The organism is Pseudomonas sp. St29 (assembly GCF_001547915.1).
Classification (GTDB): Bacteria; Pseudomonadota; Gammaproteobacteria; order Pseudomonadales; family Pseudomonadaceae; genus Aquipseudomonas.
In genome coordinates, this window is the sequence record NZ_AP014628.1 from 1,723,671 (window position 1) to 1,735,566 (window position 11,896).

The 11,896-nt window shown below is 63.6% G+C and carries 7 protein-coding genes; 5 read left to right on the top strand and 2 right to left on the bottom strand.

What is annotated here, in order from left to right; genetic code table 11:
- Positions 1–57: 57 nt before the first annotated feature.
- Together PST29_RS07810 and PST29_RS07815 are read left to right on the top strand one after the other, a co-directional pair.
- Positions 58–921 carry a DMT family transporter gene (locus PST29_RS07810; RefSeq protein WP_060842761.1) on the top strand — a complete coding sequence of 288 codons (864 nt, stop codon included), beginning with the start codon at positions 58–60 and terminating at the stop codon, positions 919–921.
- Between the two features lie 341 nt (positions 922–1,262).
- On the top strand, positions 1,263–1,634 hold the full coding sequence (locus tag PST29_RS07815) for a hypothetical protein (RefSeq protein ID WP_060838046.1): 372 nt from the start codon (positions 1,263–1,265) through the stop codon (positions 1,632–1,634).
- A gap of 71 nt (positions 1,635–1,705) precedes the next feature.
- Here PST29_RS07815 and PST29_RS07820 read toward each other — a convergent pair whose 3' ends face one another.
- A complete protein-coding gene (locus PST29_RS07820; protein ID WP_060838047.1) occupies positions 1,706–2,599 on the bottom strand; it encodes a DMT family transporter in 894 nt (297 codons plus the stop codon).
- 71 nt (positions 2,600–2,670) lie between these two features.
- A complete protein-coding gene (locus PST29_RS07825; protein WP_442966393.1) occupies positions 2,671–4,395 on the bottom strand; it encodes a methyl-accepting chemotaxis protein in 1,725 nt (574 codons plus the stop codon).
- Positions 4,396–4,713: 318 nt separating this feature from the next.
- On the opposite strand from PST29_RS07825, the gene aceK reads away from it, so the two are divergent.
- From aceK to PST29_RS07840, 3 genes are all read left to right on the top strand, one after another.
- Entirely contained in the window at positions 4,714–6,435 is a 1,722-nt protein-coding gene (aceK, locus tag PST29_RS07830) for a bifunctional isocitrate dehydrogenase kinase/phosphatase (protein WP_060838049.1), read from the top strand.
- 94 nt (positions 6,436–6,529) lie between these two features.
- The gene (hrpA, locus tag PST29_RS07835; RefSeq protein ID WP_060842763.1) at positions 6,530–10,423 is read left to right on the top strand and encodes an ATP-dependent RNA helicase HrpA; all 3,894 of its coding nucleotides are present in this window, start codon (positions 6,530–6,532) and stop codon (positions 10,421–10,423) included.
- Between the two features lie 297 nt (positions 10,424–10,720).
- On the top strand, positions 10,721–11,842 hold the full coding sequence (locus tag PST29_RS07840; RefSeq protein ID WP_060838051.1) for a beta-ketoacyl-ACP synthase III: 1,122 nt from the start codon (positions 10,721–10,723) through the stop codon (positions 11,840–11,842).
- Positions 11,843–11,896: the final 54 nt, after the last annotated feature.

Genomic DNA, 11,896 nt, shown 5'->3' on the forward strand with positions numbered 1-11,896 from the left:
ACTACTGAACTTCAGCCTCGGCTGAATTGGCTTCTTGCCTGATTACAGGTGGTATTCATGTTGCTCATTTGCAAAAAATCCGCGTTGGCGGCGGCTTCCACGAGCCTGTTCGTCCTGCTCTGGAGCAGTGGCGCGATCTTCTCCAAATGGGGGCTGGCCCATGCTTCGCCCTTTGCCTTCCTGCTGTTGCGTTTTGCCCTCGCCTTGATCGGCCTGGTGCTGCTCATGCCCCTGCTCAAGCTGCGGCTGCCTCGGGGGCGCCGAGCCATGGGCGTTGCCATGGCCACCGGCCTGGTGCTGCTAGGGGCCTACCAGATCTTCTACATCCTGGCCCTGGACCTGAAGGTCACCCCCGGCGTGATGGCCACCATCATGGGGGTGCAACCGATCCTCACCGTGGTGCTGATGGAGCGCCAGCGCTCCTGGAGCCGCCTGTTCGGCCTCGGCCTGGGGCTCGCCGGGCTGATCATGGTGGTGTACCAGGGGATCGGGATGGCGGGGATATCCGTCTCCGGCATGCTCTGCGGCCTGCTGGCCCTGGTCAGCATGACGGCCGGTTCGATCATGCAGAAGCGCATCACCGACAACCCCTTGGGCACGCTGCCGGTGCAGTACCTGGCGGGCCTGCTGCTGTGCGCGCTGTTCGTGCCGTTCCAGCCATTTCACGTCGAGTACAGCGCCGGCTTCGTGATTCCGCTGTTGTGGATGGCTCTGGTGGTGTCGGTGCTGGCCACCCTGTTGCTGTACCGCTTGATCGCTCAGGGCAACCTGGTGAATGTCACCAGCCTGTTCTATCTGGTGCCAGCGGTGACCGCATTGATGGACTTCGTGTTTTTCGGCAATCGTCTGGCCTGGCTGAGCCTGATGGGCATGGGGTTGATCATTGTCGGCCTGGTCTTCGTGTTCCGTAAGAACGCCTGACCGTTGCGGGCGACGATCTTCAGGGTGGTCGCCAGGCGTGCGGCCGAGCGCAATGCTCGGTCGCTTTTGCCCATCATTGATTCAATTAATGATCGACTATAAGCAAGAATAGTGGCTAGATGCCACTATCGTCGTGTAGTTCTTTGCCGGTCAATAAAGGTCTGATTTCAAACCTTGCATGTGCACCTAATGAGCGACTGAAGCGAACCCTCAAGGTTCTTTTGATAACCAGATGCTTGGACTTTTTTGTTGGTATTCCAAATTCGTCCATCAGACAAACCTGAAAAACTAAAGCCGGTACCTAGACTGACGACATAGTCCTTAAACAAAGGAGAGTCAGTATGAACGCAACGTTCGCTTCAACCGCTTTCGGTTTGCTTTTGGGACTGTCCAGCAGCTGCTTCGCCGCTGCTCCCGTGGCGCAAGGCGTCATCCGTTTTACCGGCAGTATTGTCGAGTCCAATTGCGCGTCCAGCGCTGCCAGCACCGGCTTGAGCCTGCGCCAGTGCCCTCAGGGTTCACGGGGTGGGGCGATTGACGTGACCCGAGTCGGGACCCGTGTCAGCGCGGTGGAGCGTTCTGCGGTCAAGCTCAAGCTCCTGGCCGACAGTGGTTCCCAGGGCCGCTACTACGACCAGCAGTACGCCTTCGTCGATCAGTCCGGCAAGGCGGTGACCTCCGGCACCTACCTGATTACCCTCAGCGTTCCATAGGGCCACCGCCAGCGTTGCGACTCGGAGCTGCGGCCTCCCGAGTCGCAGGCTGATCAGAACCCGGCAGTGCTTCAGGCCGCCGATTTTGCCCCGGGCCGCAGCACCAGCCACAGCGCCACGCCAATCAGCGCACCGCCATACAGGTGCGCCATGGACAGCGGCTCATCCAGCAGCAAGGCCCCCCACAACACGCCGAACGGCGGAATCATGAAGGTCACGGTCATCGAGCGCACCGGACCGATGGCGCTGAGCAGGCGGAAATACAGCACGTAGGCGAAGGCCGTGCAGCCTAGCCCCAACCCCAGCAACGACAGCCACACGCTCCAGCCACCCCAACTGGCCGGCGGCTGGCTGATGGCGTTGTAGGCGAACAGCGGCAACAGCAGCAGGCAGGCTCCGAGCATGCTGCCCAGGGCCGACAGGCGACTGTCCAGGCCGCCGGCCTGATCCAGCCAGCGCCGGGCGAGGAACCCGGCAAAGCCGTAGCAGGTGGTGGCCATCAGGCAGGACAGGGCGCCCAGCAGCAGGTCATGGTCGAAGGCCACGGGGCCGGCGCGGGTCAGGATGCCGACGCCGAACAGGCCCAGGCAGACGCCGGCGATCTTGCTCAGGCTCAGCCGCTCATGAAAGAACAGTCCGCCGATCAGCACCCCCATCAAGGGCGTGGTGGCATTGAAGATCGCCGAGTAGCCGGCGGGCAGCACCTGGGCTGCCACCGAATACAGGGTGGCCGGTATGCCGGAGTTGATCACGCCGAGCAGCAGCACGGTCTTGAGCTTGCCGCGAAAGTTCCAGTCGATCCGCATCAGCGCCAGCATCACCAGCAGCCCGAGGGCGGCGATCGACACCCGGAAGAATGCAGTGGGCACGCTGCCCAGCACCGGGGCGATGATGCGCATGAACAAGAAGCTCGCGCCCCAGATGGCGGCCAGCGACAACAGGCGCAAGAGATCGACAAGTCTCACGGCAATTTCCTTGATTGAAGGGCGGCGATGTTGCCCAGAGCCTGGGTTCATGGCAAACCCTATCGCACTTGCTACAGGATAAATCGTGTGACCAGCCCATTGAGGTCCACCGCCAGGCGCGACAATTCCTGGCTGGCGGCGGAGGTCTGGGTGGCGCCCGCAGCCGTCTGGGTCGACAGGTCGCGGATGTTCACCAGGCTGCGGTCCACATCCCGGGCCACCAGCGCCTGCTGCTCGGCGGCACTGGCGATCACCAGGTTGCGCTGGCTGATCTGTGAGATCGCCCCGGTGATCTTCTCCAGCGCGCTGCCGGCGCCGTTGGCCTGCTGCAGGGTTTGCCCGGCCTGTTCGGCGCTGGTCTGCAGGGCGCTGACGGTGGCATCGGTGCCGTGCTGGATACGGTTGATCATCTGTTCGATTTCTTCGGTGGAATCCTGGGTGCGTTGCGCCAGTGAACGCACTTCGTCGGCCACCACGGCAAAGCCACGGCCGGCCTCGCCAGCCCGGGCCGCCTCGATCGCGGCATTCAGCGCCAGCAGGTTGGTCTGTCCGGCAATGGCCCGAATCACCTCCAGCACTTTGCTGATGTCCTGGGCCTGGGACGCCAGCCCCTGGGCCTGTTCCGACGCCCCCAGCACTTCGCTGACCAGTTGCTGGATCGACTCGATGGTCTGGCTGACCTGATGATGGCCGTGGCGGCTGTCCTGGTCCGAGGCTTGGGAGGCCTCGGCGCTGGAGACGGCGTTGCCGGCCACTTCATCCACCGCCGCGCTCATTTGCGTGACCGCGGTGGCGGCTTGCTCGATTTCATCGTTCTGCAACTGCAGGCCGCGGGTGCTCTGTTCCATCACCGCGCTCATTTCCTCGGCGGCCGAGGCCAGTTGCTGCGACGACTCGGCGATGCCACGGATGGTCGAGCGCAGGTTGTCCTGCATGCCGGCCAGGGCCGTCAGCAGTTGCGCCGGCTCGTCCCGGCCCTGGCCATTGACGTCCTGGGTCAGGTCGCCGGCAGCGATTGTCCGGGCGATCGCCAGGGCCTGGGCCAGGGGCGCGGTGATGCTGCGGGTCAGTAGCCAGGCCAGGAACAGGGTGCTGGCCAGGGCGATGGCAATGATGATGCCGACGATCCACTGTGAGCGCTCATAGAGCCTGGCGGCCTCTTCGGCGGCGGTATCGGCGCCGTTCTGGTTGAACTGGATCAGCTCTTCCAGAGTGCTGTCCAACTGGCTGCCCAGGGGCGCCAATTCGACGTTGAGTCGGGTGTAGGCCTGCTCCTTAAGGCCGCCATCGATCTGCTGGATGATTTCCTGCAGAAGGGTCGTGTACTGGGCAATGGTGTTTTTCAGCCGTTCCAGCAGCGCCGCTTCCTGCTCGCTGGTCAGCAGGGCCTTGTGCTGTTCCAGGCGTTGGGCCAGCTCCAGGCGTTCGTCGGCGATCATGCGCTTGCTTTTTTCCCGGCTCAGAGGCTGGTCATTGACCAGCAGTCGCAGCGCTTCCAGGCGGATGGTGGCGATATTGGCGGCGCTGTCATGGATGTTCTCGATGCTGGGCATCCACGAGGCCTCGATGACTTTTGCACTTTCGCGCAGGGTTGCCATCTGCCCCAGGCAGAACAGCCCGACTGCCACCAGCAAGGCGGCCAGAACCGCAAAACTGAGGCTGGCTCGCAAGCCGATTCGAATATTCCTGATCGACATCATGTGCTCCTTGAATACATTAAAAAAACATTCGGCCCTCGCTGATTTAGCGCTGTTGTTAGGGGAGGGTGGGCGCTTTATATGGCAAAGTGCCATCATATTGAAAGGCCCTGAATAGAGGCTTTTCCCCGATAGTCATGGGGTTTTTTCGGCAACGGGAGCCCTTTTTTCGCGACCAGCTTGCCCAGCTCATGAGGCCTTCACGCCGCGTACTGGAAGGCCTGCGGGTGAATCGATAAAGCCCGGGCTTTGCCGACTAGAGGGTTTTTTATTGACCGAACGGTCGATTTAAAAAAATTGCCGGCAATCGTCAGCAAAGATTTCCCGGCTCGGCGGATCGGGCGAAAAAATGCGCTTCTCCTCGGGTCGTTTCACTGGCTAAGCTCTGGCATCGCAAATTCCCGCAGAGGTCTACTTATGCCGCAGTCATGGCCCGCCGCCGATATCGCTCGAATGATCCTCGATGGCTTCGACGACTACCGCGAGCACTTCCGCCAGATCACCGACGGTGCCCGGCAACGCTTCGAGCAGGCGCAGTGGCAGGAAGCGCAGAAGGCCTCGGCGGCGCGCATCAATCTCTATGAGGAGAAGGTCGGGCAAACCGTGACCGGTCTGCATCAGGCCTTCAGTGACGACGCGTTGATGGATGTGGCGCAGTGGCCGCTGGTGAAAAGCGCCTACATCAGCCTGATCGACCTGCGCTTTGACGATGAGCTGTCCGAGACCTGGTACAACTCGATCTTCTGCGGCCTGTTCAGCCACGACCTGATCAGCGACGGCTGCATGTTCATCCACACCACCCGGCCCAGCCTGCGCCGGGCCCGGGCCGCGCAGACCCGCAGCTACCAGCCCCAGGGCAACCTCTCGGCGATGCTCGAACAGGTGTTTGCCGACTACCGTTTCAGCGAGGACTATGCCGATCTGGCGGGCGACCTGCGGCGCCTGGAGGCGCAATTGCGGGAGAACCTGCCGGACTGGGTGTGCAAGGACCCGGAGCTGACCCTGGAGCTGTTTTCCTCGGTGCTCTATCGCAACAAGGGCGCCTACCTGGTGGGGCGCATTTTCACCCATGAAGAGCAGTGGCCGCTGGTGATCCCGCTGCTGCACCGCGAAGGCCGGGGCATCCAGATCGATGCGTTGATCACCGACGAGGCCGATGTCTCGATCATCTTCTCCTTCACCCGTTCGTACTTCATGGTGGATGTGCCGGTGCCGGCGGAATTCATCGGCTTTCTCAAGCGCATCCTGCCGGGCAAGCACATCGCCGAGCTGTACACCTCCATCGGCTTCTACAAGCACGGCAAGTCGGAGTTCTACCGCGCCCTGATCAACCACCTGGCCAGTACCGACGACCGTTTCATCATGGCTCCCGGTGTGCGCGGCATGGTCATGAGCGTGTTCACCCTGCCGGGCTTCAACACCGTGTTCAAGATCATCAAGGACCGCTTCTCGCCGTCGAAGAACGTCGACCGGGCCACGGTGATCGAGAAGTACCGGCTGGTGAAGAGCGTCGACCGGGTCGGGCGCATGGCCGACACCCAGGAGTTCGCCGATTTCCGCTTCCCCCTGAGCAAGTTCGATCCGGCCTGCCTTGAGGAACTGCTGGAAGTGGCGCCGTCCACCGTGGCCGTGGAAGACCAGACGGTGCTGATCCGCCACTGCTGGACCGAGCGCCGCATGACCCCGCTCAACCTCTACCTGGAGCACGCCAACCCGGACCAGGTGCGCGAAGCGCTGGAGGATTACGGCCTGGCGATCAAGCAACTGGCGGCGGCCAACATCTTCCCCGGCGACATGCTGCTGAAGAACTTCGGCGTGACCCGTCATGGCCGGGTGGTGTTCTACGACTACGACGAAATCTGCTTTCTCACCGAAGCCAACTTCCGCCACATCCCGGCACCCCGCACCCCGGAAGACGAGATGGCGTCCGAACCCTGGTACTCCATCGGCCCCCACGACGTGTTCCCCGAGGAGTTCCCGCCGTTCCTGTTCGCTGATGCCGGCCAGCGCAAGCTGTTCGACCAGTTGCACGGCGAGCTGTACAACGCCGACTACTGGAAGGGCCTGCAGGACGCCATCCGCGCCGGCAAGATCATCGATGTCTTCCCTTACCGGCGCAAAGGCCTGGAAGACGAATAGCCGCAGCGGCTAGCGCCCCCTCACAAGCTGCAAGCTAAAAAGCAGAAGCTGCGTTAATCTTGCGGCTTTTCGCTTGAAGCTTGCCGCTGCTTTTATGACTGACCAACTGCTGAAAAACCTCGATCACGCCATGCTCGCCGACCGCCACCGCTTGCGTCGGCAGTTGCTTGAGCTGCGCAAGAAGCCCGATGAGGCCAAGCTCGCCCAGTGGCTGGAGCGGATGCAGGCATCGTGCAACCTGGTGACGGCGCGGCGCGCGAGCGTGCCGCTGATCCGCTATGACGACAGCCTGCCGATCGCCGCCAAGCGCGACGAGATCAAAGAGGCGCTGCTCAAGCATCAGGTGCTGATCATCGCCGGTGAGACCGGCTCGGGGAAAACCACCCAGCTGCCGAAGATCTGCCTGGAAATCGGTCGCGGCCAGCACGGCCTGATCGGCCATACCCAGCCCCGGCGGATTGCCGCCCGCAGCGTTGCCAGCCGGGTCGCCGAAGAACTGGCCACGCCCCTGGGTTCGCTGGTGGGCTATCAGGTGCGCTTCGAGGATCAGAGCGATGCCAGCACCCTGATCAAGCTGATGACCGACGGCATCCTGTTGGCGGAAACCCAGAACGACCGTTACCTGGAACGCTACGACACGATCATCGTCGACGAGGCCCACGAGCGCAGCCTGAACATCGACTTCCTCCTCGGCTACCTCAAGACCCTGCTGCCACGGCGCCCGGACCTGAAGGTCATCATCACCTCGGCGACCATCGACCTGGAGCGCTTCTCCAAGCACTTCGATAACGCGCCGATCGTGGAAGTCTCCGGGCGTACCTTTCCGGTGGAAACCTGGTATCGCCCCCTGACCCTGGAGCAGGACGAGGAGGGCAACCGGGTCGAGGACGACCTCACGGTGGATCAGGCGATCCTTGCCACCCTGGATGAAATTGCCGCCTACGAGCGCAGCGAACGGCGCAGCCCCGGAGACGTATTGGTGTTCCTGCCCGGCGAGCGGGAGATCCGCGACGCCGCGGAAATGCTGCGCAAGGCCCAGCTCAAGCACACCGAGATCCTGCCGCTGTACGCGCGCCTGTCGCCGGCGGAACAGCAGCGGATCTTCCAGTCCCATCCGGGCCGGCGCGTGGTGCTGGCGACCAACGTCGCGGAAACCTCGCTGACCGTGCCGGGCATCCGCTATGTGATCGACAGCGGCACCGCGCGCATCAGCCGCTACAGCTACCGGGCCAAGGTCCAGCGCCTGCCCATCGAGGCGATTTCCCAGGCCAGCGCCAACCAGCGCAAGGGCCGTTGCGGCCGGGTCGAGCCGGGGATCTGCGTGCGCCTGTACAGCGAGGAGGATTTCCTCGGCCGGCCGGAATTCACCGACCCGGAGATCCTGCGCACCAACCTGGCGGCGGTGATCCTGCAGATGCTCCATCTGCGCCTGGGTGAAATCACCGCATTCCCGTTTATCGAGCCGCCGGATGGCAAGGCCATCAGCGACGGTTTCAACCTGCTGCAGGAACTCTCGGCAGTGGACCGCAACAGCCAGCTGACGCCTCTGGGCCGGCAACTGGCGCGCCTGCCGGTGGACCCGCGCATGGGCCGCATGCTGCTGGAAGCGGCGAAACTCGGCAGCCTGCAGGAAGTGCTGATCGTCGCCAGCGCGATGTCGATCCAGGACCCTCGCGAGCGTCCGCCGGAGCGCCAGCAGGCGGCTGATCAGGCCCACGCACAGTGGAAAGACGTGGACTCGGATTTCGCCGGGCTGGTCAACCTGTGGCGCGGCTTCGAAGAACAGCGCCAGGCCCTGACCGCCAGCCCGTTGCGCAACTGGTGCCGCAAGAACTTCCTGAATTACCTGCGCCTGCGGGAATGGCGCGACTCGCACCGGCAACTGAGCCTGATCTGTCGCGACCTGCAGCTGAGCCTGAACAAGGAACCGGCGGACTACCCGAAACTGCACAAGGCGGTGCTGGTGGGGCTGCTGAGCCAGATCGGCCAGAAGACCGAGGACGGCGACTACCTCGGTGCCCGTCAACGGCGCTTCTGGGTTCACCCGTCCTCGGGCCTGGGCAAGAAGCGCCCGCAATGGCTGATGACCGCCGAACTGGTGGAAACCACCAAGCTCTACGCGCGCATGGTGGCCAAGATCGAGCCGGACTGGATCGAGCCCCTGGCCGGCCATCTGGTGAAGAAGAACCACTTCGAGCCCCACTGGGAGAAGAAGCGCGGCCAGGTGGTGGCCTACGAGCAGATCACCCTGTTCGGGCTGATCGTGGTCGGGCGCCGGCCGGTGCATTACGGCCCGGTGGACCCGGTGGTGTCCCGCGAGCTGTTTATCCGCGAGGCCCTGGTGCGCGGCGAGATCCAGTCCAAGGCCAAGTGCCTGAGCGCCAACACCCAGTTGCTGGAACAGCTCGACGCCCTGGAAGCCAAGGCCCGGCGCCGCGACATCCTGGCGGACGAGGAAACCCTGTTTGCCTTCTATGACGCTCGCTTGCCGGCCGAGATCCATCAGACCGCGACCTTCGACAGCTGGTACCGGGTGCACAGCCAGAAGAACCCGCAGTTGCTGATCATGCGCGAGGAAGACGTGCTGGCCCGCGAGGCCAGCGAAGTCACCGCCAAGCAGTACCCGGACACCCTGCATATCGGCGACCTGGAACTGGCCCTGAGTTATCACTTCGAACCCAACCATCCCCGCGACGGCGTGACCTTGCGGGTGCCGGCGCCCCTGTTGCCGGCGCTGCCCGCCGAGCGCCTGGAATGGCTGGTGCCGGGGCTGATCGAGGCCAAGTGCATTGCCCTGGTGCGCAACCTGCCCAAGGCCCTGCGCAAGAACTTCGTGCCGGTGCCGGACTTCGTCAAGGCGGCCTTGCAGCGCATGGTCTTCGCCGAAGGTTCCTTGCCCCAGGCCCTGGGCCGCGAGCTGTTGCGCATGACCGGCGCGCGGGTCAGCGACGAGGCCTGGAGCGAAGCCGAACAACAGGTGGAAAGCCACCTGCGGATGAACCTGGAAATCGTCGACGCCCAGGGCAAGTTCCTCGGCGAGGGCCGTGACCTGGCCGAACTGACCGCGCGTTTCGCCGAAGCCAGCCAGGCTGCCCTGGCGGTGCCGCAAACCGCCAAGAGCCAGCAGCCGGTGGAGGCCCGTGTGTTTGCCGCGGTCGCGGAAAAGACCCAGCAGAAGATCGCCGGGCTGTCGATGACCGTGTATCCGGCCCTGGTGGAAGAGGCCGGGACGGTCAAGGAAGGGCGTTTCTCCACTGCCGCCGAAGCCGAATTCCAGCACCGCCGGGCCTTGCAGCGCCTGCTGTTGCAGCAACTGGCCGAGCCGGCCAAGTTCCTGCGTGGCAAGTTGCCGGGGCTGACCGAGCTAGGCCTGCTGTACCGCGAATTGGGCCGGGTCGATGCGCTGGTGGAAGACATTCTGCTGGCCAGCCTCGACAGCTGCATCCTTGAAGGCGAAGCCAGCTTGCCCCGGGATGGCGCGGGGCTGGCGTCCCTGGCCGAGCGCAAGCGCGGCGCCTGGACCGAGCACGCCGAGCGTCTGGCGCGCCTGACCCTGGAGATCCTCAAGCTCTGGCACGGCCTGCAAAAACGCTTCAAGGGCAAGATCGACCTGGCCCAGGCGGTGGCCCTCAACGACATCAAGGCCCAGCTGGCGAACCTGGTGTACCCGGGTTTTGTCCGGGAAACCCCGGCCCTGTGGCTCAAGGAACTGCCGCGCTACCTCAAGGCGGTGGAGCTGCGTTTCGAGAAACTCGGCAGTCAGGTGCAGAAGGATCGGGTCTGGAGCACCGAGCTTGCGGGCCTGTGGAACCAGTACCAGACCCGGGCGCAGAAGCATGCCCAGGAAGGCAAGCGTGATCCGCAACTGGAGCTGTACCGCTGGTGGCTGGAGGAGTACCGGGTGTCGCTGTTTGCCCAGCAGTTGGGGACCAAGGTGCCGATTTCCGACAAGCGCCTGAACAAGCAATGGAGCCAGGTCGACGCCTGAGCCGACGCCCCCTCAGGCGCTGGCGTGCCAGCGAAGGCGCGATCAAGGGCGCGGCAAGGCTCAACCCGGCTCGTTGGCAAGCCGGTGCCTGCCGGGCGCGCGGCAATTGCGGCGAAATGCCGGTGGTTATGGCAAACTCCGCCGTCATAAATACCGGCACGCTTGTCTGGCCCCCCAGGCAAGCGGGCGGATCGGAATAAAGCGATGCCAGGAAGGCTCCCACCAGCGGGGCAGTCCGTTTGTGGTTTGGCACGGCGGTGCCAATACCTTCTGCCTCATCACACTAGAGGAACGACCGTGCATAACGTCGTCATCAGCGGCACCGGCCTGTTTACCCCGGCCAATAGCATTTCCAACGAAGAGCTGGTGGAGTCTTTCAACACCTATGTCCAGCAGTTCAACCGCGACAACGCGGCGGCTATCGAACGGGGCGAAGTGCAGGCCCTGACCGAATCCAACGCCGCCTTCATCGAGAAAGCCTCCGGGATCAAGAGCCGCTTTGTCATGGACAAGGCAGGCATCCTCGACCCGCAACGCATGGTTCCGAACCTGCCGGAGCGCTCCAACGACGAGTGGTCGGTGCTCTGCCAGATGGCCGTGGCCGCCGCCGAGCAAGCCCTGCAACGGGCCGGCAAGACCGCCGCTGATATCGACGGGGTGATCGTCGCCTGCTCCAACCTGCAGCGCGCCTACCCGGCCATCGCCATCGAAGTCCAGGCGGCCCTGGGTATCCAGGGCTTCGGTTTCGACATGAACGTGGCCTGCTCCTCGGCGACCTTCGGCATCCAGGCTGCCTGCAACAGCGTGCAGCTGGGCCAGGCCCGGGCGATCCTGATGGTCAACCCGGAAGTCTGCACCGGGCACCTGAACTTCCGTGACCGCGACAGCCACTTCATCTTCGGCGACGCCGCCACCGCGGTGATCATCGAACGCGCCGACCTGGCCACCTCCAAGCACCAGTTCGAGATCGTCAGCACCAAGCTGCTGACCCAGTTCTCCAACAACATCCGCAACAACTTCGGCTTCCTCAACCGCGCTGCGCAAGAAGGCATCGGTGGCCGCGACAAACTGTTCGTCCAGGAAGGCCGCAAGGTGTTCCGCGACGTGTGCCCGATGGTGGCCGAGCTGATTGCCGCGCACCTGGAAGAGAACCAGCTCAATGTCGGCGACGTGAAGCGCTTCTGGTTGCACCAGGCCAACCTCAGCATGAACCACCTGATTGTCAAGAAACTCCTGGGCCGCGAAGCGTCGGTGGAAGAGGCGCCGGTGATTCTCGATACCTACGCCAACACCAGCTCGGCCGGCTCGGTGATTGCCTTCCACAAGTACCAGGACGACCTGGCCAGCGGTTCCCTGGCGGTACTCAGCTCCTTCGGCGCCGGTTATTCGATCGGCAGCGTGTTGCTGCGCAAGCGTTGATCTAGGCTGATGCGGGTGTGGCGCCGGGCGGCATTGGCGCGTCACACCCTCTCA

Coding starts and splice junctions, on each gene's coding strand:
- PST29_RS07810 (WP_060842761.1), top strand. CDS start 58: ATGTTGCTCATTTGCAAAAAATCCGCGTTGGCGGCGGCTTCCACGAGC.
- PST29_RS07815 (WP_060838046.1), top strand. CDS start 1,263: ATGAACGCAACGTTCGCTTCAACCGCTTTCGGTTTGCTTTTGGGACTG.
- PST29_RS07825 (WP_442966393.1), bottom strand. CDS start 4,395: ATGATGGCACTTTGCCATATAAAGCGCCCACCCTCCCCTAACAACAGC.
- aceK (WP_060838049.1), top strand. CDS start 4,714: ATGCCGCAGTCATGGCCCGCCGCCGATATCGCTCGAATGATCCTCGAT.
- hrpA (WP_060842763.1), top strand. CDS start 6,530: ATGACTGACCAACTGCTGAAAAACCTCGATCACGCCATGCTCGCCGAC.